At 60.6% G+C, this 25,119-nt stretch carries 23 protein-coding genes; 13 read left to right on the top strand and 10 right to left on the bottom strand.

Translation table 11 applies throughout. The features are described 5' to 3' along the window. Positions 1-21 precede the first annotated feature (21 nt). The 3 genes from BBG20_RS29125 (at position 22) to BBG20_RS29115 (ending at position 2,064) form a co-directional block, all read left to right on the top strand. Positions 22-201: a hypothetical protein gene (locus BBG20_RS29125; protein WP_003193095.1), complete on the top strand. Its 180-nt coding sequence runs from the start codon at positions 22-24 to the stop codon at positions 199-201. A gap of 207 nt (positions 202-408) precedes the next feature. Beyond that, positions 409-1,131: a TorF family putative porin gene (locus BBG20_RS29120; protein ID WP_065909672.1), complete on the top strand. Its 723-nt coding sequence runs from the start codon at positions 409-411 to the stop codon at positions 1,129-1,131. A 66-nt stretch (positions 1,132-1,197) separates the two neighbouring features. Further along, the gene (locus BBG20_RS29115) at positions 1,198-2,064 is read left to right on the top strand and encodes a DUF6279 family lipoprotein (RefSeq protein ID WP_065909669.1); all 867 of its coding nucleotides are present in this window, start codon (positions 1,198-1,200) and stop codon (positions 2,062-2,064) included. 451 nt (positions 2,065-2,515) lie between these two features. Here BBG20_RS29115 and BBG20_RS29110 read toward each other — a convergent pair whose 3' ends face one another. Continuing rightward, positions 2,516-2,905: a hypothetical protein gene (locus BBG20_RS29110; RefSeq protein WP_017134854.1), complete on the bottom strand. Its 390-nt coding sequence runs from the start codon at positions 2,903-2,905 to the stop codon at positions 2,516-2,518. Positions 2,906-3,058: 153 nt separating this feature from the next. On the opposite strand from BBG20_RS29110, the gene BBG20_RS29105 reads away from it, so the two are divergent. Beyond that, positions 3,059-3,334 (top strand): hypothetical protein, encoded by a 276-nt coding sequence (locus tag BBG20_RS29105; RefSeq protein WP_065909667.1) that lies wholly within the window; start codon positions 3,059-3,061, stop codon positions 3,332-3,334. 49 nt (positions 3,335-3,383) lie between these two features. On the opposite strand, the gene BBG20_RS29100 is transcribed toward BBG20_RS29105, so the two are convergent. Next, positions 3,384-4,730 carry a DEAD/DEAH box helicase gene (locus BBG20_RS29100; protein ID WP_065909664.1) on the bottom strand — a complete coding sequence of 449 codons (1,347 nt, stop codon included), beginning with the start codon at positions 4,728-4,730 and terminating at the stop codon, positions 3,384-3,386. 193 nt (positions 4,731-4,923) lie between these two features. Between BBG20_RS29100 and BBG20_RS29095 the strand changes: the two genes are divergently transcribed. Further along, positions 4,924-6,222, top strand: coding sequence for a mechanosensitive ion channel family protein (locus tag BBG20_RS29095; protein WP_065909661.1), 1,299 nt, complete (start codon positions 4,924-4,926; stop codon positions 6,220-6,222). Here the strand turns inward: BBG20_RS29095 and BBG20_RS29090 are convergent. The 3 genes from BBG20_RS29090 to BBG20_RS29080 all read right to left on the bottom strand — a co-directional run bounded on the left by BBG20_RS29090 (position 6,219) and on the right by BBG20_RS29080 (position 8,353). Beyond that, entirely contained in the window at positions 6,219-7,088 is an 870-nt protein-coding gene (locus tag BBG20_RS29090) for a carboxylate/amino acid/amine transporter (RefSeq protein ID WP_065909659.1), read from the bottom strand. The two genes, BBG20_RS29095 and BBG20_RS29090, sit on opposite strands and share 4 nt — an antisense overlap. Before the next feature lie 202 nt (positions 7,089-7,290). Then, positions 7,291-7,890 (bottom strand): FMN-dependent NADH-azoreductase, encoded by a 600-nt coding sequence (locus tag BBG20_RS29085; protein ID WP_065909657.1) that lies wholly within the window; start codon positions 7,888-7,890, stop codon positions 7,291-7,293. A gap of 148 nt (positions 7,891-8,038) precedes the next feature. Then, a complete protein-coding gene (locus tag BBG20_RS29080) occupies positions 8,039-8,353 on the bottom strand; it encodes a 3-phosphoglycerate kinase (RefSeq protein ID WP_065909655.1) in 315 nt (104 codons plus the stop codon). A 49-nt stretch (positions 8,354-8,402) separates the two neighbouring features. On the opposite strand from BBG20_RS29080, the gene BBG20_RS29075 reads away from it, so the two are divergent. The 5 genes from BBG20_RS29075 to aqpZ all read left to right on the top strand — a co-directional run bounded on the left by BBG20_RS29075 (position 8,403) and on the right by aqpZ (position 13,601). Further along, a complete protein-coding gene (locus BBG20_RS29075; protein WP_065909653.1) occupies positions 8,403-9,326 on the top strand; it encodes a LysR family transcriptional regulator in 924 nt (307 codons plus the stop codon). Between the two features lie 14 nt (positions 9,327-9,340). Next, positions 9,341-10,144, top strand: a complete 804-nt coding sequence (locus BBG20_RS29070) for an alpha/beta fold hydrolase (protein ID WP_065909651.1) — start codon at positions 9,341-9,343, stop codon at positions 10,142-10,144. A gap of 3 nt (positions 10,145-10,147) precedes the next feature. Beyond that, a complete protein-coding gene (locus tag BBG20_RS29065; protein WP_065909649.1) occupies positions 10,148-10,711 on the top strand; it encodes a peptidylprolyl isomerase in 564 nt (187 codons plus the stop codon). Positions 10,712-10,793: 82 nt separating this feature from the next. Continuing rightward, positions 10,794-12,626 carry an ABC transporter ATP-binding protein gene (locus BBG20_RS29060; protein WP_065909647.1) on the top strand — a complete coding sequence of 611 codons (1,833 nt, stop codon included), beginning with the start codon at positions 10,794-10,796 and terminating at the stop codon, positions 12,624-12,626. 273 nt (positions 12,627-12,899) lie between these two features. Then, on the top strand, positions 12,900-13,601 hold the full coding sequence (aqpZ, locus tag BBG20_RS29055) for an aquaporin Z (RefSeq protein ID WP_065909644.1): 702 nt from the start codon (positions 12,900-12,902) through the stop codon (positions 13,599-13,601). Between the two features lie 10 nt (positions 13,602-13,611). On the opposite strand, the gene BBG20_RS29050 is transcribed toward aqpZ, so the two are convergent. Then, positions 13,612-14,736, bottom strand: a complete 1,125-nt coding sequence (locus BBG20_RS29050; protein WP_065909875.1) for a GNAT family N-acetyltransferase — start codon at positions 14,734-14,736, stop codon at positions 13,612-13,614. A 283-nt stretch (positions 14,737-15,019) separates the two neighbouring features. On the opposite strand from BBG20_RS29050, the gene BBG20_RS29045 reads away from it, so the two are divergent. Further along, a complete protein-coding gene (locus tag BBG20_RS29045; RefSeq protein ID WP_065909643.1) occupies positions 15,020-16,366 on the top strand; it encodes a putative porin in 1,347 nt (448 codons plus the stop codon). 107 nt (positions 16,367-16,473) lie between these two features. Here BBG20_RS29045 and BBG20_RS29040 read toward each other — a convergent pair whose 3' ends face one another. The 3 genes from BBG20_RS29040 to BBG20_RS29030 form a co-directional block, all read right to left on the bottom strand. After that, the gene (locus BBG20_RS29040; RefSeq protein ID WP_065909641.1) at positions 16,474-16,719 is read right to left on the bottom strand and encodes a zf-HC2 domain-containing protein; all 246 of its coding nucleotides are present in this window, start codon (positions 16,717-16,719) and stop codon (positions 16,474-16,476) included. Beyond that, positions 16,713-17,327: an RNA polymerase sigma factor gene (locus BBG20_RS29035; protein ID WP_065909639.1), complete on the bottom strand. Its 615-nt coding sequence runs from the start codon at positions 17,325-17,327 to the stop codon at positions 16,713-16,715. Before BBG20_RS29035 ends, BBG20_RS29040 begins: the two co-directional genes overlap by 7 nt. A gap of 159 nt (positions 17,328-17,486) precedes the next feature. Next, positions 17,487-18,608 carry a beta-ketoacyl-ACP synthase III gene (locus tag BBG20_RS29030; RefSeq protein WP_065909636.1) on the bottom strand — a complete coding sequence of 374 codons (1,122 nt, stop codon included), beginning with the start codon at positions 18,606-18,608 and terminating at the stop codon, positions 17,487-17,489. A gap of 252 nt (positions 18,609-18,860) precedes the next feature. Here BBG20_RS29030 and BBG20_RS32815 point away from each other — a divergent pair, with 252 nt between their 5' ends. Beyond that, positions 18,861-19,190, top strand: coding sequence for a hypothetical protein (locus BBG20_RS32815; RefSeq protein WP_141697326.1), 330 nt, complete (start codon positions 18,861-18,863; stop codon positions 19,188-19,190). A 20-nt stretch (positions 19,191-19,210) separates the two neighbouring features. On the opposite strand, the gene hrpA is transcribed toward BBG20_RS32815, so the two are convergent. After that, on the bottom strand, positions 19,211-23,122 hold the full coding sequence (gene hrpA, locus BBG20_RS29025) for an ATP-dependent RNA helicase HrpA (protein WP_065909634.1): 3,912 nt from the start codon (positions 23,120-23,122) through the stop codon (positions 19,211-19,213). A gap of 1,322 nt (positions 23,123-24,444) precedes the next feature. On the opposite strand from hrpA, the gene BBG20_RS29020 reads away from it, so the two are divergent. Next, entirely contained in the window at positions 24,445-25,059 is a 615-nt protein-coding gene (locus tag BBG20_RS29020; RefSeq protein WP_065909632.1) for a hypothetical protein, read from the top strand. Positions 25,060-25,119: the final 60 nt, after the last annotated feature.

Here is a 25,119-nt window from a genome sequence, read left to right as displayed (position 1 = left end):
TTCTACAGGTTAGTGGCCGCCATGCGCGTAAAAGCATCCAACAGCAAAGCAAAGCCAGCTCCCGCCGTTGAAACCAGCGAATCGATCAACAGCCAGATTGCTGCTTTCCTCAAGTCCGGTGGCGAAATCCAGCAAATTGCCAAGGGCGTCAGCGGCCAGACTTTCGGCCCGTCCAAGCAGATCAGCCTGGGTAAAAAGTAACACCGCGCAACACACCTGGTCCCTAAGCGCCTTGCCATCAAGGCGCTAGGACTAGAGCCGCAAATACCCTCTTAAACACACTCAATCTCGCGCCAATCGACGAACGGGGCTCAGCTCCTGGCATTCGCCGGTATGCTTGCACACGTCTAGCACGGGCATCTCCCCGACTTTCTTCGTCACTGCTCCTCGCTTTTCACGGAGTGAAGCATGTTCAAACCCTGCATTTTCCTGGTCGCAGCCCTGGCCGCCAGCCCCCTCGCCGAAGCGCAGATCTTCCAGCGCGAATTGGGCGACTTCGACCTCAAATTGGGCACTACACCTACCCGCAGCATGGCGCAGGGCCTGGTCAAGCCGACTTCTCCCGGCAGCGACTCGTTCCACGGCGGGCTGGACCTGAGCCACGACAGCGGCCTGTATGTCGGCCAGTTTTCGCCGAACATGGGACTGTCCTCGACCAGCAATCTTGAGGTCGACTCGTACATGGGCTTCAAACACCCCTTCGACCAGACCCTGGGTTATGAAGTGGGCCTGATCCATTACAGCTATCCCAAGCTCAGCCCTCTCGACAGCCAGGAGTTCTACGGTGGCCTCAACCTGCTGGGCAACCGCTTCGGTGCGTCGTTCAGCAATGATCCGGACCGCCAGGACAGCACGCTGTTCGCCGACCTCGGCGGCACGCAGCCGTTCGGCATCGGTGTGAGCATGAAATACACCACCCATCAGTTGGGCACCCCGGTCTCGGTGGAGGGCGGCTCCATCAGCACGTTCAGCGACTGGTCGGTGCAGTTCTCCCGCCAGTGGATGGGCGTGGACCTGAACCTGATCTACAGCGACTCCAGCCTCAGCGGCGGCGACTGCTCGGCGTACTCCGGACACAACTCGCAATGCGACGGCCTGTTGACCTTGAAGGCCGCGCGGTCGTTTTATTGACGGGCTGAACTGTCGCGCCTGCCGCGGGTTCACATGCACTAACCCCCTCAGCGCAAGGACCCGCCCATGCTGCGTCGGCTCAAACTACTGGTGGTATTGCTGACCCTGAGCCTGGTGCTCGCCGGCTGCAATCGCGTGGGCCTGGCCTATCGCAACCTCGACGTCATCATCCCGTGGACCCTCAACGACTACCTGGACATGAATGCCGGGCAGAAGAGCTGGTTCAACGACAAACTCAAGGAACACCTGGCCTGGCACTGCACCACGCAACTGCCGGGCTACCTGGATTGGCTGGACCGCCTGCAGCAGATGGTCGACACCAACCAGGTCACCGACGCTGCTTTACAGACGCGTACCGCCGAAGCCAAACAGGCCATTGCCGATGTCGCCCGCGAGATTACCCCGTCGGCCATCGAACTGCTCAAGGGGCTGGACGACCAACAGGTCAAGGACATGAACGATGCGCTGGCCAAAGACCTGCGCAAGCGTCAGGACGAGTACCTCAAGCCGCCGCTTGAGCAGCAGATCAAGGAACGCGCCCAACGCATGAGCAAGCGCCTGGACGCCTGGATGGGCCCGCTGAGTGCCAGCCAGCAGAATCGCGTGACCGCCTGGTCCATCGCCCTGGGTGAACAAAACCAGGAATGGATCGGCAACCGCGCGCATTGGCAGGCACAATTTATCGAAGCGGTGAAGCAGCGCCAGAGCCCCGACTTCCCGCAGAAAATGCAGCAACTGCTGATAGATCGCGAAAGTCTGTGGACCCCGCAATACCGCACGGCCTATGCCCAGACCGAAGCGGCTGCGCGCAGTTTGATCGTCGACCTGATGGCTGAGAGCACCGTGCAGCAGCGACTGAAGCTGAGGCAAAAAATCGACGGCGTGCGCAGTGACTTCAAGGCGCTCAAATGCCTGAAGGGTGCTGCGAGCTAGAAATGTGGCAGTGGGTTTGCTCGCGAAGGCGGTGGATCAGCGAGCATCTTCGTTGACTGACACACCGCATTCGCGAGCAAGCCCGCTCCCACAGGGAGAGAGGCGTTGTCCACGCCTGCGGTGCAAGGCCCGACTATATCAGCCACGGCGCCAACCCCCCGGCTTCACCGCGATCAAAAATGTGGGAGCGGGCTTGCCCGCGAAGGCGGTGGATCAGCCAGCATATTCGTTGGCTGACACACCGTATTCGCGAGCAAGCCCGCTCCCACAGGGAGAGAGGCGTTGTCCACGCCTGCGGTGCAAGGCCCGACTATTCCAGCCACGCGGCCAAACCCCAGGCTTCACCGCGATGAAAAATGTGGGAGCGGGCTTGCCCGCGAAGGCGGTGGATCAGCCAGCATATTCGCTGACTGACACACCTCTTTCGAGGACAAATCCGCACGTTGGCCGCTCAGGCAATCTGGGCCTTCGACGCCACCTCGGCAAACGTTGCCGGGTCCAGCGCATCCGCTTGCTCATCGAGCACCTGGCGCGGGTGATCATTGCCGGGTATCGAGCTGTCGATCAGCGCCAGCAGTTGCGCGCCGAGCGCGGTCAGGATGAAATTCTCACCATTGCCGCCCTCCTCCTCAGGCCGCGACTCAATAAACCCTCGCTTGAACAGCAGCGCTTCGTAATCGGCAGCGGTCTTTTTCAGCGCGTCCAGATTGCCCGTGGATTCGCCCGCCGTGGCCTTCTCGGCGGCTTCCTGCTCGGCATATTTGCGAGGGGCAAAGCTGCCTTCGCCGTTCTGCACTTCATGCAGCAGACGTTCGATCAAATCCCAGTTGTAAGTCGTCATCCTGATTCCTCCTGCAGGCCTAAGGAAAGTAGCCCGTCTAAAGGTGTGACACGCCACGCCACTCGCCGTTCAGCCGACCGGACGGGCGTGATTTCTCTGAACTTTCCAGACGTTCGCACCCTCAACTGAGCATAACCGCCAAGGAGGTCCCCCATGAAAACCCTTATGAACCTGGCCATCGCCGCCACGCTCCTGACCGCCCTGCCCGCCTGGGCCTGCACGCCCGAGGAGGCCACCGCCAAGCGCGAGCAACTCGCCCAGGAAGTGGCCAAGCTCACCGAGCAGAACCCGACCAAGGCCAAGGAAATGAATGATGAATTGCAGAAAATGAACCTGGACACGGAAAGCGCGGAATTCCCCGACAAGTGCCAGTTGATCGACGCCCGCTTGAAAGAATTGAAAGAAGCCGCCGCCAAGGCGAAAAACTGAAGGCATAAAAAAACCGGACATTGTCCGGTTTTTTCATATCAGCCCTGAATCACTCAGCAGCCGGTGCTTCTGGCTTGCGGCGCTTGAGGGGTGCCATGCCGTCCTTGCTGACCAACGACAGGTTGTCGGTCTTCGGGCGGTTGGCAATCTTGCGCTTGGTCGGCGACTTGGCACCGGCCTTTTTCTTGTCGCCCTTGGCGTCGGTCTTTTTCTTCTTCACCCCCACGGCCTTGCCCGACGCCTTGACCTTCTTCGGCCCGGTGTAGGTGCCTTTGACTTCCTTGATAGTACGGCGCTCGAACGACTGCTTGAGGTAGCGCTCGATGCTCGACATCAGGTTCCAGTCGCCGTGGCAGATCAGCGAGATCGCCAGGCCATCGTTGCCGGCACGCCCGGTACGGCCAATACGGTGCACGTACTCGTCGCCGCTGCGGGGCATGTCGAAGTTGATGACCATGTCCAGGCCGTCCACGTCCAGGCCGCGAGCGGCGACATCGGTGGCCACCAGGATCTTCACGCCACCGGCCTTCAGGCGGTCGATGGCCAGCTTGCGGTCTTTCTGGTCTTTTTCGCCGTGCAGCACGAACGCTTTGTAATCCTGGGCCACCAGGCGACCGTAGATACGGTCGGCCGCTGCACGGGTGTTGGTGAACACAATGGCTTTCTGGTAGGTCTCGTTGGCCAGCAGCCAGTTGAGAATCTGCTCTTTGTGCACATTGTGGTCGGCGGTGACGATCTGCTGGCGCGTGGTCGCGTTCAGGTCACTGACGTTGTTGACTTGCAGATGCTCAGGATTGTTCAGGACCTTGGCGACCATGTCGCGCAGGGTCGAACCGCCGGTGGTGGCGGAGAACAGCATGGTCTGCTGGCGGTTGACGCATTCGCCGACCAGACGCTGCACGTCGTCGGCAAAGCCCATGTCGAGCATGCGGTCGGCTTCGTCGAGTACCAGCACTTCGACTTCCTTGAGGTCGAGGTTGCCGGCATTCAGTTGCTCGATCATGCGGCCCGGGGTGCCGATCAGGATGTCCGGCACCTTGCGCAGCATGGCGGCCTGGACCTTGAAGTCTTCGCCACCGGTGATCAGGCCGGACTTGATGAAGGTGAACTGCGAGAAGCGTTCCACTTCCTTCAAGGTCTGCTGGGCCAGCTCGCGGGTTGGCAGCAGGATCAGGGTCTTGATGCTGACGCGGACTTTGGCCGGGCCGATCAGACGGTGAAGAATCGGCAGGACGAAAGCGGCGGTCTTGCCACTCCCGGTTTGAGCCGTCACCCGCAGGTCACGCCCTTCGAGCGCGAGCGGGATGGCCGCTGCTTGCACAGGCGTAGGCTCGACAAATTTAAGCTCGGCCACGGCTTTGAGCAGGCGTTCGTGCAGGGCGAATTGGGAAAACACGGGTGCTACCTCGAAGAAATACAAAAAATCAGCTGCATAGGGTACCGGTTTCGGGCGTCCAAACCGAGTGTCTTTACGCGAACGGTGCTAATCAGCTGCTTTTTTGTCAGGGCATTTGTCCGGAACATCAACTTTGTTGCACTTAAATGCTCTAATCGCCTCGTCTTGTCTTACAGAAGAATCGGTTTCACCCATGGATATCAAACAGCTCTGGCTCAACGCCCAGGACCTCTGGGGCGCCCTCGATCAACACCCGCTGCTGCACGCCAGCCTGGGCTTGCTGGTGTTGCTGGTAGTGGCGCTGCTGCTCGGACGGGTGGCGCGCTACCTCATCCTCCACGCCGTCAAATTGCTCGGCCGGCAGCCGGCGCTGCACTGGCTCAATGACCTGCGGCACAACAAAGTCTTCCACCGCCTGGCGCAGATGACGCCGTCGCTGGTGATCCAGTTCGGCCTGTACCTGGTGCCGGACCTGAGCAAGACCGCCATCCTGTTCATCGGCAACGTGGCCCTGGCGCTGACCATCCTGTTCATGGTGCTGGCGATCAGCGCGCTGCTCAGTGCACTGCTGGACATCTACGCGCGCACCGAACACGCACGCACCCGCTCGATCAAGGGCTACGTGCAACTGGCGAAAATGGTGCTGTTCGTGTTCGGCGCAATCATCATCGTCGCCACCCTGATCGACCGCTCGCCGCTGTTGCTGCTGTCGGGCCTGGGTGCGATGTCGGCGGTGATCCTGTTGGTGTACAAGGACACGCTGCTGTCGTTCGTCGCCAGCGTGCAACTGACCAGCAACGACATGCTGCGCGTCGGCGACTGGATCGAAATGCCTCAGGTCGGCGCCGACGGTGACGTGGTGGACATCACCCTGCACACGGTCAAGGTGCAGAACTTCGACAAGACCATCGTCTCGATTCCCACCTGGCGCCTGATGTCCGAGTCGTTCAAGAACTGGCGCGGCATGCAGGCTTCCGGCGGGCGGCGGATCAAGCGCAGCTTGTTTATCGACGCCAGCGGCGTGCGCTTCCTGCGTGACGATGAGGAACTGCGCATGACCCAGGTGCACCTGCTCACCGACTACATCGGGCGCAAGCAGGCTGAACTCAAGGCCTGGAACGAAGCCCAGGGCAACAGCGCGCAACTGTCGGCCAACCGCCGCCGCATGACTAACCTCGGCACCTTTCGCGCCTACGCCCTGGCCTATCTGAAAAGCCACCCCGACATCCAGCCGAACATGACCTGCATGGTTCGCCAGATGCAGACCACCGCCCAGGGCGTGCCGCTGGAGATCTACTGCTTTACCCGCACCACCGCGTGGGCGGATTACGAGCGGATCCAGGGGGATATCTTCGATTACCTGCTGGCCGTGTTGCCGGAGTTTGGCTTGAGCCTGTATCAACAGCCGAGTGGCAGTGATTTGCGCGCGGGGATGTTGCCAGCGGTGCTGGGGGCCAGCCATTTGCCGACCCCGGAAAGTCGCGCGATTTAAGCCACGGAGCGGTTGGGCGGCTTTACGCCCAACCGACTGATCCACACCGCCCCCACGATCACCAGCCCGCCCAACGCCAGCCGTCCCAGCGGCTCATGCTGGTTCCAGATCAGCAAATTCAGCAGCAGGCCCACCGGCACGTGGAGGTTGTTCATCACCGCCAAGGTGCCGCCCTGCACCAGGCAGGCGCCCTTGTTCCACCAGTACATGCCCAGCGCAGTGCTGACCAACCCGAGGAACACCAGCACGCCCCACTGCAGCGGCGCGTCGGGCAGGAAGTCGGCTTTGCCGAACAGCAGGAATGCCGGCAGCACTACCAGCAGCGCCCCCACGTAGAAATAACCGAAACGTCGGTAGTGCGGCAGATCGCTCGGATAACGCGCCACCAGGTGCTTGTACATCACCTGCCCGGCGGCGTAGGTGAAGTTGGCCAATTGCAGCAGCAAAAAGCCCATGAGGAAGTGCGGCGTGATCTGGTCGAAACGAATCACCGCCGCGCCCGCTACCGCGACCAGCGCGGCGATCAGCGCCCAGGGATTGAAGCGGCGGTTGAGGGCGTCTTCGATCAGGGTCACATGCAGCGGCGTAAGGATGGTGAACAACAGCACCTCCGGCACCGTCAGCACGCGAAAGCTCAGGTACAGGCACACGTAGGTCACGCCAAACTGCAAGGCGCCGATCAACAGCATGCCGCGCATGAAGGCCGGCGCCACCGAGCGCCAGCGGGTCAGTGGGATAAACACCAGCCCGGCAAGCACCACGCGCACCAGCACCGCGAAGTAGCTGTCGACGTGACCGGCGAGGTATTCGCCGATCAAGCTGAAGGAAAAAGCCTGAATCAGGGTGACAACCAGTAGATAGCCCATGCGCGCCTCGTTTCGAATGGGCGGGACATTAAAGGTTTTCGGCGATTGACGAAACTCGAGGCAAAAAAAACCCGACCTCGCTAAAGCGTCAGTCGGGCAGGAGCACTCAGGAGCAAAAGTGCAAAGGGAGGTTCGTTACGCGTACTTGAAGGGTTTGCGTGGCACTAGATAAACACCGCGCGATTATCTGGCGATTAACGGATCAGGCCACCTGTGCCAACAAGGCCTTGGCGTGGTTGATGCCCTTTTCCTGGAAGTCCCCGCTCAGGTTCACTCCTTCGGCGTGGATGAAGGTCACGTCGTGAATCCCGATAAACGCCATGACCTGGCGCAGGTACGGTTCCTGGTGATCGGAGCTGGCGCCGGTGTGGATGCCGCCGCGAGCGGTCAACACTATCGCGCGCTTGCCGGTGAGCAAACCCTGCGGGCCGGTAGCGGTGTACTTGAAGGTCACACCGGCGCGCAACACGTGGTCCAACCAGGCCTTGAGGGTGCTTGGGATGGCGAAGTTGTACATCGGCGCAGCCATCACCAGCACATCGGCGGCGAGTAATTCGTGGGTCAATTCATCGGAGCGGTCGAGCGACACCTGCTCATCGTCGTTGCGCTGCTCGGCAGGCTTCATCCAGCCGCCGAGCAGGTTGGCGTCCAGGTGCGGAACCGGGTTGAGGGCCACGTCGCGCACGGTGATCTGGTCTGCCGGATGGGCGGCCTGCCATTGGCTGATGAACTGGCGGGTCAGTTGGCGGGAAATCGAATCCTGCTGGCGAGCGCTGCTTTCGATGATCAGAACATTGGACATGGCTTCGTAGGCTCCATCTGTAAATGCTGTAAGGCGATGGAGAAAAGGTTAACCAGGGCTCATTCGATTAAAAAGCGCAAAAAACTGCTATAACCCATCTATAAATTTGTTTATATGTGCAGTGTTCCTGTCGACCTGCTCTGCTGCTTTATTTCGGCGCACAGTCCAAGGCGATTCGCATCTTGATGATGGCGCGGTTGAACTTGACCGTGGTGTTGGTGCTTTTGCCGGCGGGCACCGTCACCGTACGGCGACGTGGGGACTCCGGACCGTTGGTGAAGGTTACCGAACACACGGCATCCTGGGTGCCGTAGTTATTGAGCTGGATCGAGCTGATGTCGCCGTCCACATCGGAAGCGGTGTAATCGATTTGTACCCCATTGATCTTTTTAGTCACGTCGATGGGGTAGGCAAACGCGGTCATCGGCAGCAGTGCCAGCAACACGCAACAGAATTTTCTCATTCGGCAGTCTCCAATAAGGACTGTCAGCTTAGGACAAGAGGAGCCCATCTTGAAAGCGCCCCGCGTTACCCTCGATCAATGGCGCACGCTGCAAGCCGTGGTCGACCACGGCGGCTTCGCCCAGGCGGCTGAAGCGCTGCACCGTTCGCAGTCCTCGGTGAGCTACACCGTGGCCCGCATGCAAGACCAGCTCGGCGTGCCCTTGCTGCGCATCGATGGGCGCAAGGCGGTGCTCACCGACGCCGGAGAAGTGCTGTTGCGCCGCTCCCGGCAACTGGTGAAAAACGCCAGCCAATTGGAAGACCTCGCCCACCATATGGAACAGGGCTGGGAGGCCGAGGTCCGCCTGGTGGTGGACGCTGCCTACCCCAACGCGCGCCTGGTGCGTGCCCTCACCGCCTTTATGCCGCAGAGTCGCGGTTGCCGCGTGCGACTGCGCGAAGAAGTACTGTCGGGCGTTGAAGAACTGTTGCTCGATGGCATGGCCGACCTGGCCATCAGTGGGTTCATCATCCCGGGTTACCTGGGCACGGAAATGAGCGACGTGGAATTCATCGCCGTGGCTCACCCCGATCACCCCCTGCATCGGCTCAACCGCGAACTGAGCTTCCAGGACCTCGAAAGCCAGATGCAGGTGGTGATCCGCGATTCCGGCCGCCAGCAACCGCGGGATGTAGGTTGGCTCGGCGCCGAACAGCGCTGGACCGTCGGCAGCCTGGCCACCGCCGCCACGTTCGTCAGCAGCGGCCTGGGCTTTGCCTGGTTGCCCCGCCACCTGATCGAGCGCGAGCTCAAGGAGGGCTTGCTCAAGCAACTGCCGCTGGAAAAGGGCGGGAGCCGCAACCCGACGTTCTATCTCTACTCGAACAAAGACAAACCCTTGGGCCCGGCCACGCAGATCCTCGTGGAACTGCTGCGCACCTTTGACACTGCGCCGCTGGACGCACCGTTCGCGGCCCCCCAGCAAGCCTGAAACGGAGTTCACCCATGGCCTGGTTCGAACATGAAGGATGCAACCTGCACTACGCGCAATACGGTCGCGGCAGCCCGCTGGTCCTGATCCACGGCCTGGGCTCCAGCAGCCAGGATTGGGAGCTGCAGGTCCCGGTGCTGGCCCGTCACTATCGGCTGATCGTGGTGGATGTACGTGGCCACGGCCGTTCGGACAAACCCCGCGAGCGCTACAGCATCCAGGGCTTCACCAACGACCTGCTCGCGCTCATCGAGCATCTGGACCTGCCCGCCGCGCACGTGGTGGGGCTGTCCATGGGTGGCATGATCGCGTTTCAACTTGCGGTGGACGAACCCGCACGGGTCAAGAGCCTGTGCATCGTCAACAGCGCGCCCGAGGTCAAGGTGCGCAGTCTCCAGGAATACGGGTGGTGGGCCAAGCGCTGGACGCTCGCCCGGGTGCTCAGCCTCGCGACCATCGGCAAGGCCCTCGGCGACCGGTTGTTCCCCAAGCCGGAACAGGCCGACCTGCGGCGCAAGATGGCCGAACGCTGGGCAAAAAACGACAAACGTGCTTATCTCGCCAGCTTCGATGCGATTGTGGGCTGGGGCGTACAGGAACGACTTTCGAGAATTACCTGTCCAACCCTGGTCATCAGCGCCGACCACGACTACACCCCCGTGGCGCACAAAGAAAACTATGTAAAACTGCTGCCCGATGCGCGGCTGGTGATGATCGAAGATTCACGCCATGCCACGCCCTTGGATCAACCCGAAGTCTTTAATACCACCCTGCTCGATTTTCTAGAGACAGTCGAAACCACTACCCAGGATCACTGACCCATGCTGAAAAAAATCGCCTTCTTTGCCGGTTCCGTTCTGTTCGCTGCCAACCTGATGGCCGCCGAGCCCGCCAAGGCACCTCACGTGCTGATCACCACCACCAACGGCGAGATTGAAATCGAACTGGACCCGGTCAAGGCGCCGATCAGTACCAAGAACTTCCTGGCCTATGTCGACAAGGGCTTCTACACCAACACGATTTTCCACCGTGTGATCCCGGGCTTCATGGTCCAGGGTGGCGGCTTTACACAGTCGATGTCGCAGAAGCCGACCGAAGCACCGATCAAGAACGAAGCCAGCAACGGCCTGCATAACGTGCGTGGCACCTTGTCCATGGCGCGTACCAATGACCCGAACTCGGCCACCAGCCAGTTCTTCATCAACGTGGCCGACAATGCCTTCCTCGACCCAGGCCGCGATGCCGGTTATGCCGTATTCGCCAAAGTGGTCAAGGGCATGGACGTAGTCGACATCATCGTCAACTCGCAGACCACCACCAAACAAGGCATGCAGAACGTGCCAATCGATCCTGTCCTGATCAAGTCGGCCAAGCGCATCGACTGAGGTCTGCAGGTAGTTCCGCGCGCGGCCCACGAGGCGGCGCGCGCATTTGAACAGGAGAGCCCGCCAGGCGGGCGTCAACCTAATGCTCTATCGTCGTTTTGAAAAGCTGATCGATATTTTCCGCGACGCGCCCAGCGCCGCCCCTCCCGATAAAGTCCTGCCCTTCTACCTCTACTACCTGCGCCAGGTGTGGCCAAGTTTTGCCGCATTGCTGGTGGTGGGCCTGATCGGTGCGCTGATCGAAGTCGCGCTGTTCAGCTACCTGAGCCGCATCATCGACCTGGCCCAAGGCACGCCGCCGGCGAACTTCTTCCAGCTGCACAGCACCGAGCTGATCTGGATGGCCGTGGTCGCCCTGCTGCTGCGCCCGATCTTCGGCGCCCTGCATGACCTGCTGGTACACCAGACCATCAGCCCGGGCATGACCAGCCTGATTCGCTGGCAGAACCACAGCTATGTGCTCAAGCAGAGCCTGAATTTCTTCCAGAACGACTTCGCCGGGCGCATCGCCCAGCGCATCATGCAGACCGGCAATTCCCTGCGCGACTCCGCCGTGGCGGCGGTCGATGCGATCTGGCACGTGGCGATCTACGCCATCAGCTCCCTGGTGCTGTTTGCCGAGGCCGACTGGCGCCTGATGATCCCGCTGGTGACGTGGATCATCGGCTACAGCCTGGCGCTGCGCTACTTCGTGCCACGGGTGAAGGAACGCTCGGTGATCTCGTCCGAGGCGCGTTCCAAGCTGATGGGCCGCATCGTCGACGGCTACACCAACATCACCACCTTGAAGCTGTTCGCACACACTCAATACGAGCAGGAATACGCCAAGGAAGCGATCATCGAGCAGACCGAAAAAACCCAGCTGGCCAGCCGCGTGGTCACCAGCATGGACGTGGTGATCACCACCATGAACGGCCTGCTGATCGTCACCACCACCGGCCTGGCCCTGTGGCTGTGGACGCAGTCGCTGATCTCCGTGGGCGCCATCGCCCTGGCCACCGGCCTGGTGATTCGGATCGTCAACATGTCCGGTTGGATCATGTGGGTGGTCAACGGTATTTTCGAAAACATCGGCATGGTGCAGGACGGCCTGAAGACCATCGCCCAACCGCTCGCCGTAATCGACCGTGACCAGGCCCCACGCCTGAGCGTGCCGCACGGCGAAGTGCGCTTCGAGCAGGTGGATTTCCACTACGGCAAGAAGAGCGGGATCATTGGCGGCCTGAACCTGACCATCAAGGCCGGGGAGAAAATCGGCTTGATCGGCCCTTCCGGCGCGGGCAAATCGACCCTGGTCAACTTGCTGCTGCGCCTGTACGACCTGCAAGGCGGGCGCATCCTGATCGATGGCCAGGACATCGCCGAGGTGGCCCAGGAAACCCTGCGCGAACAGATCGGCATGATCACCCAGGACACCTCGCTGCTGCACCGCTCGATCCGCGACAACCTGCGGTATGGCAAGCCGGACGCCACCGATGAAGAACTCTGGGCCGCCGTGCGCAAGGCGCGGGCCGATGAATTCATCCCGCTGCTGTCCGACTCCGAAGGCCGCACCGGGCTGGATGCACATGTGGGTGAGCGCGGGGTCAAACTCTCGGGCGGACAACGCCAACGCATTGCGATTGCGCGCGTGTTGCTCAAGGATGCGCCGATTCTGATCATGGACGAAGCCACCTCAGCGCTCGACTCGGAAGTGGAAGCGGCGATCCAGGAAAGCCTGGAGACCCTGATGCAGGGCAAGACGGTGATTGCGATTGCGCACCGGTTGTCGACCATCGCGCGCATGGACCGCCTGGTGGTGCTGGAGAAAGGCCAGATTGCCGAAAGTGGCAGCCATGCCGAACTGCTGGCCCATGGCGGCTTGTATGCGCGGTTGTGGCAGCACCAGACCGGCGGTTTTGTCGGCATCGACTGAGACAACACCGCTAACTCCCCGTAGGAGCCGGCTTACCGGCGATGAAGCCTAAAAGATCACCGAGGTGTTTGGGCGCCATCACCGGCAAGCCGACTCCAGGTTAAAACGGCGCCAGCCCTCTGTTTCAAAGGGCTGGCGCTTTTTTTTGCGCCTGGATTTGTGCCGTATCCGTGCTGTACTTCAGAGCAGTGCCCAGACGGGCGCTGAAGTAAATCTGCAGGGAGCATCACTGATTTACGGATTGGGTAGAGCGATCTATCAAGGACGGGTTGCATGTCTTTGTTCAAGCGTTCAGTCACAGAGGGGTTAGGTACGTTTTGGCTGGTGTTGGGCGGTTGCGGGAGTGCGGTGTTGGCCGCAGCGTTTCCTGCAGTCGGGATCGGATTGTTGGGGGTGGCCCTGGCGTTCGGGCTCACGGTGCTGACCATGGCAGTCGCCATCGGGCACATCAGTGGTTGTCACCTCAACCCGGCGGTCTCGGTGGGGCTGGTCGTGGGCGGAAGATTTCCGGCCAGGGAGTTACCGGCGTACATCGTGGCTCAAGTCATTGGCGGCACACTCGCCGCCGCCTTGCTGTATTTCATTGCCAGCGGCAAACCGGGGTTTGAACTCGCGTCGGGCCTGGCCTCCAATGGCTATGGCGAGCACTCGCCGGGCGGCTATTCAATGGCAGCGGGGTTTGTCTGTGAGCTGGTGATGACAGCCATGTTCCTGCTGATCATCCTCGGCGCCACCGACCACCGCGCGCCCAAGGGCCTCGCGCCCATCGCCATTGGCCTGGCCTTGACCTTGATCCACCTGATCTCCATCCCCGTGACCAACACCTCGGTCAACCCGGCCCGCAGTACGGGCCCGGCGCTGATCGTGGGCGGGTGGGCGATCCAGCAGTTGTGGATGTTCTGGCTCGCGCCATTGCTGGGTGCGGCGATAGCCGGCGTGGCCTATCGATGGCTGGGCAAGGAGGAGCCGGCTTAAGGCAAACCGGTCAGCCCTGCCGATACGGTAGGGCTGCCCGCGCTTCTTCGGCATACGCCAGGATCCCCACCTGTTCGCGTGCCAGGAAGTCCTCAACCGCATTCTTCAACCCCGGATGACGCAAGTAGTGCCATGAGCGGGTAATCACCGGCTCGAACCCGCGAATCAGCTTGTGCTCGCCCTGGGCGCCGGCGTCGAAGCGTTGCAGACCGTGGGCAATGGCGTAGTCCATGCCCTGGTAGAAACAGGTTTCGAAATGCAGTCGATCAAACTCGGCCAGGCAGCCCCAGTAGCGGCCGTAGAAGCTGTCGCCACCGATCAGGCTGAAGGCCATGGCCACCGGGCGACTACCTTGCTTGGCCAGCACCACTCGGATCGCCTCGGGCATGCGTTCGGCCAGCAGGCTGAAAAACGCGCGGGTCAGGTAGGGCGATTGGCGGCGTACCGCGTAGGTATTGGCGTAGCAGGCGTAGACAAAATCCCATTGCGCTTCGCTCAGCTCATGGCCTTGCAGCCACTCGAAGTCGATGCCCTGCCCCGCCACCTGTTCGCGTTCTTTGCGCATCTGTTTGCGCTTGCGCGAACTGAGCGCGTCGAGGAAATCCTGGAAGTCGCGGTAGCCACGGTTCTGCCAGTGAAACTGGCACCCCAGGCGCTGCAACCAGCCGGGTTGGCGGGCCAGCGCATCATCGGCCAACGCGTCGGTGAAGTTGATATGGGCGCTGGAGAGGCCCTCGATTTCCAGATAGCCCGGCAGGCTGTTGAGCAGCTCGAACCCGTCCTCGGCATTGGCCGCCAGCAGGCGCGGCCCGCTGACCGGACTGAACGGCACGGCCGTCAACAGCTTGGGGTAATAGTCGATGCCCGCCCGCTCACAGGCATCCGCCCAGCCGTGGTCGAACACGTACTCGCCGTAGGAATGCCACTTGCGATAACTGGGCAAGGCCGCCACCAGCCGATCGCCCTCCCAGTGCAACAGGTGCTCCGGTTGCCAGCCCGATTGGGGGCCCAGGCTGGCGCTGTCTTCCAGCGCGCTGAGGAAGGCGTGTCGCACGAAAGGTTGGGCCTGCGGCACCAGTGCATCCCAAACCTGCGGGGCGATTTCGGACAGGCTGTCCAGGCGTTGCAACGGCATCGGCATCCTCACTACGTCATGGCGTGAAAGCCTCGCGAGTATCGCTTATCGCCGAGCCCAGCACACCCTCAAATCGCCGGACAAGGCTCTAAACCGATAGTTCCATTCTTAAATAATTTGTCATCTAGATGACATCACTTCGCCACTGTTGCGTCATAAACGATCGTGATACTGACGCCTGTTTTTAGAGCGCCTGGTTCTAACAGGTGGTTATTTTTCCGTCCGTCATCGGTCGGTTGTGTCCTGGATGGTTTGCCATCCCTCCTCACTTTCGGAGATTGATATGCGTCTTGCTTCCACTAAAACTGCGGCGGTCCTGTGCGGCGGCCTGTTACTGGCCCTGAGCGTTCCGGCCAGCGCTGCAGTCGACGCTAAATTGCTCGACATGCTCAAGGCCAATGGCCAGATCACTGCGGCGCAGTACACCGAGCTGCAAGCGGAACTGGCCAAGGATCAGAAAGAAAAGCAGATCGCACAGCAAGCTCAACAAGAGACCAACGAACAGATCGCGGCCACCGCGAAAAAAACCAACGACCTCAGCGTGTTCGACCAGAAGCTGGCCTGGGCCGCGAAGACCCAGCTCAAGGGTGATGTGCGTTTCCGCCAGGAAACCGTCAAGATCGACGGCACCCCCAACAACGGTGGCAAGGACAAGGATCGCCAGCGCATCCGTGCCCGCCTGGGCGCCTATACCGAAATCAACTCGCAGGTCGACACCGGTATCCGTATCGCCACCGGCAACAGCGAAGACGCGCGCTCCACCAACCAGGACCTGGACAGCTACTTCAACAAGAAGTCGCTGTGGCTGGACCTCGGCTACATCGACTATCACCCGGACCAGATCAAGAACCTGCACGTGATTGGCGGCAAGATGCTGCAACCCTGGGTCAGCATGGGCGACGTGATCTGGGACAGCGATGTCAACCCGGAAGGCCTGGCGGTGACCTACAAATACCCATTGGGCACCAGCGCCGAGCTGTTCGGCAGCCTGGGTAACTACACCCTCAAGGACAACGTCAACGGCGAAGGCGTGCAATTTCGCAATGACCTGCGCATGACGGCCGGCCAGTTGGGCTCGCGTTTCTCCCTCACCGACAACCTGAAAGTCACCCTGGGTGGCAGCGTCTACGCCTTTCAGAACGACCAGGACAGCCGCTGCCCCACCGCTGGCTCGACTCAATGCCTGACGCCGGCCGAAACCATTGCCAACACCGCAGCCGGCAATGCCAGCGAATACCGTTTGTATGAAGGCTTCAGCCAAGTCGATATCGGCGGCCTGGCCGTACCGTTGTCGTTCTACGGTCAATACGTGAAGAACAACGAAGCCACTCAAAAAGATCAGGACACTGCCTGGTTGCTGGGTGCCAAGTCCAAGGTGTTCGGCTTCAACCTGGACTACAACTACCGCGACGTACAGCGCTACGCAGTGGTCGGCGCCTTCACCGACTCCGACTTCGCCGGCGGCTTCACCGGTGCGCGCGGTCACAAGTTCAAGGTCGGCTACGACATCGACAAGAACTTCGCCATCGGCGCCACGTACTTCCTGACCAAGGCCGATTACGCCAGCGCCCCGGGCTACCGCGACGCGAACGCCAACACCCTGCAGCTGGATGCAGAAGCCAAGTTCTAAGTGTCAACGTTGAACGCCTTGGGCCAGGACGGCCCGAGGTGGCTGTAACAGTCTTGCGTGGGCGGGGAGATCCCCATCATCCGTTCGCCCCACCCACGCGAGCCTGCCTATTCCCCGCCTTTCTGATCCTTGAGTCGCTCGTCAGCGAGGCGCTGCGCCAAGGCATCCACATCCTTTACCGGCGCTTGCGGCATGATCTTCAGCGTCGCCTGCATCAGGCGCATCTGACGGATGAACCGTCGGCAGTTCGGGCAGAACATCAAGTGATGACGCACCAGCAGACGCTCGCGAAAGGTCAATTGCCCATCGAGATAGTCACTGGACCGCGCCACTTGCTCTTTACAGGTCAACATTCGCCCGTTTCCTCAAAATGCTCCACCGTGGCGAAGACTTTAAGCCGTGCTCGATGCAACAGCACACGGACATTGGAGAGCGAGAGTGTCAGAAGATTACAGATCTCTTCCAACTCCAGGCCCTGGCGTTCGCGCAATACCAGCACGCTGCTTTGCAAATCGGACAGGTTCAGCAACGTGTGCTCCAGGCACTTGCGCAGTTCATCCTCGGTCAGCAGGGCTTCCGGGGTGTCCTGGTGCCAGGCGTAGGGCGCGACAGCCCAGTGGCCATCATCGGGGGTAAAACGGTCGTCGCCAATGGTGCCATGGGGCGAAGGCAGGTCGTCGAGCAGCACTTCCCGGCGATTCTGCTTATAGCGACCCTTGGCGGCGTTGGCCGTGATGGTCAGCAGCCAGGTCTTGAGGCTGGAGCGCCCCTCGAACCGGGCTAGGTTGCGTACCACCGACAGCCAGGCGTCCTGCACCACCTCATCGGCATGGCGCTGCCCGACAATGGCATAGGCCACCGCGCGCATCGCGCTTTGATAGGTGGTGACCAATTCCTTGTAGGCCCGCTGCTCACCCTTGAGCAAACGTTCAAGCAGGTGCGCGTCGTCCGCTGCTGCCATGTCTACCTCGATTCCACTGTGCAAACCCGCTACTGCAGCAACCAGGCCCTGGTAGGAACTGGCTTGCCAGCGATGCAGGCACCTGGGTGATTCAGCCGCACCGCGCTGATGCGATCGCTGGCAAGCCGTCGCCTACAGGGACGGCGTTACCCCGGTAGATCAGCGCTTGCGCAGGATTACGCTACCGATCGAATAGCCTGCGCCAAACGAACTGAGTACCGCGACGGCGCCCTTGGGCAGGTCGTCCTGGTAGGTGTGGAACGCAATCACCGAGCCGGCCGAGCTGGTGTTGGCGTAAGTATCGAGGATCACCGGCGCTTCTTCCACCGAGGCTTCGCGGCCCAGCAGTTTCTTCACAATCAGGTGGTTCATGCTCAGGTTGGCCTGGTGCAGCCAGAAGCGCTTCACGTCTGCCACGTTCAACTGGTTTTCTTCCAGATGCACACCGATCAGCTCGGCGACCATCGGGCAGACATCGCGGAACACTTTGCGGCCTTCCTGCACGAACAGCTTGTCGGGCGCGCCGATGCCCTCTTCCGCCGCGCGGTTGAGGAAGCCGAAATTGTTGCGTATGTTGTTCGAGAACTTGGTCAGCAGCTTGGTGCTGACCACGTCGAACTGGTGCTCGGAGGTGGCCAGGTCGGCACGCTCGAGGATCACTGCGGTGGCCGCGTCGCCGAAGATGAAGTGGCTGTCGCGGTCACGGAAATTCAGGTGGCCGGTGCAGACTTCCGGGTTGACCATCAGGATCGCCCGCGCCTGGCCCAGCTGGATGCTGTTGGCGGCGTTCTGGATGCCAAAGGTCGCCGAGGAACACGCCACGTTCATGTCGAAACCGAACCCTTCGATGCCCAGGGCTTCCTGGACTTCGATGGCAATGGCCGGGTAGGCGCGCTGCAGGTTGGAGCAGGCGACGATCACGCCGTCGATGTCGGCGGCGGTCTTGCCGGCGCGCTGCAGGGCCTGTTCGGCAGCGCCGACGGCCATCTGGCAAAGCACCGACCACTCGTCATTGCTGCGCTCGGGAAGACGCGGGGCCATGCGCTGCGGGTCGAGAATGCCGTCCTTGTCCATGACAAAGCGGCTCTTGATGCCCGAGGCTTTTTCGATAAAGGCGGCGCTGGATTCGGTCAGCGGCTGAACGTCACCACGCTCGATGGCGGCGGCGTTGTCGGCGTTGAACTGCTGCACGTAGGTATTGAAAGACTGCACCAGCTCTTCGTTGGAGATGCTGTTGGCCGGGGTATACAGGCCAGTGCCGCTGATGACGACGTTATGCACGGTCGTTCCTCTAAATCTGTCAGGCAGAAGATATTGGTACCGTCGTACCAAACTGTAAGTCGTTCGATTCCGTCCAGCGGCATCAAACTGGCAACGCTTTATTCCATCGCGCCGTGGCTGTACGCCAGCCCATCCCGACGATCCCGGCATTTATAACCGCGAAGTTTGCCACAAACCCTGGGATTTGGCGCCATGTGCCCGATAAACCTGCTGTGCAGTGGTGTTGGCCCTGTGGCAAGCAGGCTTGTCTTGATGAGCGGCCTTATTGTGGCTGGCGAGCCTGTGGTGGCAAGCAGACTTTTTGTGGTGAGCAGACTTTTTGTGGTGAGCAGGCTTGCCCTGCGTTGGGCTGCGCAGCAGCCCCAGTCCAACCTCCTCGGTCTGCCAGATAGATCCGGTGAGCTGTTTTTGGGGCTGCTGCGCAGCCCAACGCAGGGCAAGCCTGCTCACCACAAAAAGCCCGCCAGCCACAACAAGCCTACTCACCACACAGGCCTGCTCACCCCAACAAGCCTGCTCACCACAAAAAGGCCACTCACCACCAAGAAAACCCATCTGCCACGACAAGCCCACCTGTCTTAGCAAGCCCGCTCACCACAATTTCAAGCCTCGACCAGGCTCCATTGCTTGCTCAGGCGCTTGTCGGAAATCGGCACTTTGGTGCCGAGCTGCTGGGCAAACAACGACACCCGATATTCCTCCAGCCACCAGCGATAGAGCTCCAGTTGCGGGTCGCGCTTGCCTTCCTGGGTGTGTTTGTTCAGGCGGTTCTGGTATTGCGCCCACAGGCCGCCCAGTTCGGTGCTCCACACCCGATCCTTTTGCACCTGGCTCGGCAGTTTCTCCAGACGCAATTCGATGGCCTTGAGGAATCGCGGCAGCTCCTTGAACCACTGCGCCGGGGTTTCGCGCACAAAACCGGGATACACCAGGTTACTCAATTGTTGCTTGATGTCGTTGAGGGCCACCGCCTGGGCCAGGTCGATCTTGCCCTTGAAGCGCTTTTGAAGGCCGTGCCAGAGTTTCAACACCTCCAGGGTCAAGCGTGCCAGGCGTTCGGCATGTTCGGTCCAGCTGCCACGCTTGCGTTCGGCCAACGCGGCGAGGCCGGCGCCGTCACGCGGCAAGCTGGCTTCGCCTTCCAGCACGCAGCTGTCGAGGCTGGCCAGCAGGATGTCTTCGACCAGCGCGTCGATGCGCCCCAGTTCGCGGTACATCAGGCCCAATTCAGTGAGGCCGGGCAATTTGCCGCGCAGGAATTTCGCCGGTTCCGCCAGTTGCTGCATCAGCAGGCGCTGCAACGCGCGGCGATGCTGGAACTCGGCTTCGGCAGCGGTGGAGAAACGCCCTTCCTTGACCGTGCCGTTTTCCTCCACGAGCGCCGGGTAGACGGTCATCGACAGGCCGGCGATGTTCTGCTGGGTCTTCTCGGCCACCGCGGCGAACACCTTGGCCTCCACCGGCTGCTGGCTCTTCGCCGTCTGCGGTACCGCCAAGGCCGCTTGGCTGGCTTGCGCAAAACGTGCCGTCAGCTCGGCCAGGTCGCGGCCTTCGCCGAGGAACTTACCCTCGCCATCGACCACTTCCAGGTTCATCTTCAGGTGGCTGTCCACCTGCTGCGCGGCCTCGGCCCAGGCTTCATCGCTGACCCGTGCGCCGGTCATGCGCAGCAGTTCCCGGCCCAGGGCCTGCGGCAGCGAGCCCTGGCCGAATTCAATGCGCTGCAACGCCGCCTTGACGAAATCCGGCACCGGTACGAAGTTCTTGCGCAACGCCTTCGGCAAGTTGCGCACCAGCGCGATACATTTGGCTTCGATCACCCCGGGCACCAGCCATTCCAGGCGCTCCGGCGGCAACGCCGGCAGCAGCGGTGCGGGGACGCGCAGGGTTACGCCGTCGCGTGGATGATTGGGCTCGAAGTGGTAACTCAAGGCCAGCGCCAGGTCGCCCAGGTGCAGGGTGTCCGGATAATGCGCGGCGGTGACCTCGCTGGCCTCGCGGGCCAGCACGTCTTCTTCGCGCATGATCAGCAGTTGCGGGTCTTTCTGGCTGTTGACCTTGTACCAGCTGTCGAACGTGGCGGTCTGGTGGATCTCCGCCGGCAGGCGCGCATCGTAGAAGGCGTACAGGGTTTCTTCGTCGGCGAGGATGTCGCGCCGGCGCGCCTTGGCCTCCAGCTCATCGAGCTGTTCAAGCAGTTGCTGATTGGCCGTGAGGCACTTGGCCCGCGACTGAATTTCGCCACGCACCAGGCCTTCGCGGATAAACAGCTCGCGCGACACCACCGGGTCAATCGGCCCGTAATGCACCGGACGACGCCCGACCACGATCAGCCCGAACAGGGTGATCTGTTCAAAGGCGACGACCTGGCCGCGCTTCTTTTCCCAATGCGGTTCGAAGTGGTTTTTCTTGATCAGGTGCCCGGCCAGCGGCTCGATCCAGTCGGCATCGATCTTCGCCACCATGCGCGCGTAGAGCTTGGTGGTTTCCACCAGTTCGGCGGTCATCAGCCATTGCGGGCGCTTCTTGCCGATGCCCGAGGACGGGTGAATCCAGAAGCGTCGCTGGCGTGCACCGAGGTAATCGCCTTCTTCAGTCTTCTGGCCGATCTGGCTGAGCAGGCCGGACAGCACCGCCTTGTGCAGTTTCGGGAAGTCCGCCGGTTCTTTATTGACGGTCAGCTGCATGTCGCGGCAGATCAGGCTCAACTGGCGGTGGGAATCGCGCCACTCGCGCAGGCGCAGATAATTCAGGAAGTTCTTGCGGCACCAGTTGCGCAGCGGGCTGGCGGTCAATGCCTGGCGCTGCTCTTCAAAGCCGCGCCACAGATTGACCAACCCGGCGAAGTCCGAGTCGGCGTCTTTCCACTGGGCGTGCGCCTGGTCGGCGGCTTGCTGGCGTTCCGGCGGACGCTCGCGCGGGTCCTGGATCGACATGGCGCTGGCGACAATCAACACTTCCTGCAGGCTGCCGAGCTTGGCCGCCTCCAGCAGCATGCGGCCCATGCGCGGGTCCACCGGCAGGCGCGCCAGTTGGCGGCCCAGCGGCGTCAACTGGCTGTTGCGGTCTACCGCCGAGAGTTCTTGCAGCAAATTGAAACCGTCGCTGATGGCCTTGCCATCCGGCGGTTCGATAAACGGGAAATCAGTGATTTCGCCCAGACGCAGGTGCAGCATCTGCAGGATCACGGCGGCGAGGTTGGTACGCAGGATCTCCGGGTCGGTGAATTCCGGACGGGCGATAAAATCCTCTTCGCTGTACAAGCGCACGCAGATGCCCGGCTCAACCCGCCCGCACCGGCCTTTACGCTGGTTGGCACTGGCCTGGGAAATCGCCTCGATCGGCAGGCGCTGCACTTTGGCGCGGTAGCTGTAGCGGCTGATGCGCGCGGTGCCGCTGTCGATGACATAGCGGATGCCCGGCACGGTCAGCGAGGTTTCGGCGACGTTGGTCGCCAGTACCACGCGCCGTCCAGGGTGGGACTGGAAAATCCGCTGCTGTTCGGCCGGCGACAGCCGCGCGTACAACGGCAAAATTTCGGTGTGCTTGAGTTGGGCCTTGCGCAGCATCTCGGCGGCGTCACGGATCTCGCGCTCGCCGGGCAAAAACACCAACACGTCGCCGGGGCTGCGGCGCTCGCTACGCTCATAGGCGGCAATTTCATCGAGGGTGGCGAGGATCGCCTGGTCGACCGTCAAGTCGTCCTCGACGCGGTTGCCCTCCTCGTCCTGCTCCAGGGTCAGCGGGCGGTACCAGGTATCGACCGGGAAGGTGCGGCCCGACACTTCGACAATCGGTGCATCGTCGAAATGTTTGGAGAAACGCTCCAGGTCGATGGTCGCCGACGTGATGATGACTTTCAGGTCGGGGCGACGCGGCAGCAGGGTTTTCAGGTAACCCAGCAGGAAGTCGATATTGAGGCTGCGTTCGTGGGCTTCGTCGACGATGATCGTGTCGTAGCGTTCCAGATACCGGTCGTTCTGGGTTTCGGCGAGCAGGATGCCATCGGTCATCAGCTTGATCAGGGTGTTTGAATCGCTCTGGTCTTCAAAGCGCACCTGATAACCGACCAGCGCGCCCAACGGCGTCGCCAACTCTTCGGCAACCCGGCTGGCAACGCTGCGCGCGGCAATCCGGCGCGGCTGAGTGTGGCCGATCAGGCCGTACTGGCCGCGGCCGATCTCCAGGCAGATCTTCGGCAACTGGGTGGTTTTACCCGAGCCGGTTTCACCGGCAATGATCAGCACCTGATGCTTGTTCAGCGCATCCTTGATCTCGTCACGCTTGGCCGCAATCGGCAGGCTATCGTCGTAACGAATCACCGGCAGGCTGGCGCGCCGCGCCGTCACCTGGGCACAGGACGCCTGCATGCGCGTCACCCACTGCGCCAACTTCTCCTCGTCGGGTTTCTTGCGCAGCTCGAGCAACTGCCGCCGCAAGCGGTGGCGGTCGGCGAGCATGGCGTGATCGAGGTTTTTCAGCAGTTGGTCGATAGCGGGCGCTTGGTCAGTCATCAGGGCGGCAAGGGTCTTTTGGGTGAGGCAGGTGAGGCCTGCGCAGCATTAATCAATGGTATGGAGGGGATTGTCGCAGATTTCGCCACGGCAGGAGACGCTCCATCACTTTGCAATGGTCCCTGTCCCGCCCCCAGTAACGACTTTTACTACAAGGCTTTGAGCGCCCTTCACACTGTTAAAAAGAGAAAGTCCGATTTGATGGGTGAGATACGCAGGCTTCAATGAATCGCCGGAAACCTCAAGCAAATCAAAATATTCCCCATTCAAAACGGAGCTTAATATGCCAATCGATTCTGTCACGCCGCGCCTGCCGAGTTACCAGGAATCTATCGATGCCCAACCACGCTCGGCAAAAACCGAGCCACCGCCAAGCTATGAATTCCCTCCGGCCTATACCGAAAAGCCGTCATCAACATCCGCCAGCCGCCAAGCCTCATCGGAGCGCCCAACCAACCTGACGCAGAATAGAATCGCGGAGTTCCACTCCACAAGCCGGACCAATCGAGGAATGGACTTCATGAGAGTTCTAAACGAACGAAGAACGTGAAGTCGCTTGCTTGAACGTTGCCCTGAACACAAGGGGGCGGGCCAATTACAGCATGTGATGTTTGAAGTCACGACTCTTGCTCCCTTGACGGCAGGCTGACGCGCCACTCACGCGCCAGCTTCAGTCTTCGCCCACGGCGACATTTACTACAACACTGAGTGGATCATTCTGTGTTTTCAACAGCAGAAGTCCGATGGGATGGAGGGCATAGGGAAGGTTAAATGAGACTTCCAGACAACAGCTTCTATTTTTTAACGTGAACCGGAGCTTCCATGCTGATCCCGCCGACCACTACGCGCCCAGATAACCCGCCCTCTTACGCTGAAGCAATGCGCCCTGAGAGCCCGCCGCCCTATGAACATCTTGCGAGCTATGCGCAAGCAACTGGCACACCCTCTAACGCTGGAGTAATGCGCCCTGAGAGCCCGCCGCCCTATGAACCTGCGCAAGCAACAGGCATTCAGTCTTCGCCCCGTAATAGCCATGATCCATCCGCGCCGGCCACCAACCTGACGGCGAATCGAATCGCAAACAGCGTTACGAACGGACTGATGAGCTTATTGTCTCGCGTTTAAAATGACGGCTCGGATGAGCAGCGCAGATCCACACAAGAAAACACAGAGGTGCCCCCTATTTCATTTAAAGGCTATTTAATGACTATGACCCCGAGCCAGGCAAATCGAGAAATAAATTTCATGTTCGCTCTATAGCCGAGCGATTCACGGTGATGCACCACTAGACATATCGAGCTCGCTCGTTAAAGGACCTTAGTATGCCCATTGACTCCGGTCGTTATAGCTACAGCCCCAGCGACTACGCTGGACGATACGCCACTAAACACCAAAGTATCGCGCCTGAAACCTACAGACGAAAAAGCTCCTGGGAGCAGGACACCCCCGCTACCAGTAGCAGCTCGTGGACCCCTCTCATCGCCAAACAGCCACTCTCAGCAATGAGTCCGGCCAAGCAAAAAGAACTTGATCAATTAAAGAAGACCAAAGAAACGCTGGAGGGAATGGCGAATAAGTACTCGCGCCCGGATCTACCTAAGGAGCTTTTCCAGAAGCCGACCAATTTACTGGAACAAATCATCAGAAAAAGTGAAGACACGCCGGAAAGTAAAAATCCACTGAAAAGAATAACTAATTCACACGCACACAAACAACTTGACGCCGAATACAATAAGTCAATGATGGGCTTATATAGACAAGCGGAAAAGGGCGCTTTTAAGACTGAACGAATTCCTGAATGGGAAAAAAACGGATTCAAACAGTCAGAAGCAAAAGTCAACGGAGCAGATGGGGAGATAGCCCTCGAGGCCTTAACGCTGATGGGTCGCGGCACGCCTTGGTTTGGCGAAATACGCAAGGAAAACCGCAAAACATAATGTCCTGCCCGGTCGAAATTTAAATAACGACACCAGGAACGCTGCTGTTTTCGTCCACAG

It is taken from the genome of Pseudomonas aylmerensis (assembly GCF_001702265.1).
In the GTDB taxonomy this organism is placed as follows: domain Bacteria; phylum Pseudomonadota; class Gammaproteobacteria; order Pseudomonadales; family Pseudomonadaceae; genus Aquipseudomonas; species Aquipseudomonas aylmerensis.
This window is presented reverse-complemented; position numbering and strand designations above follow the sequence as displayed.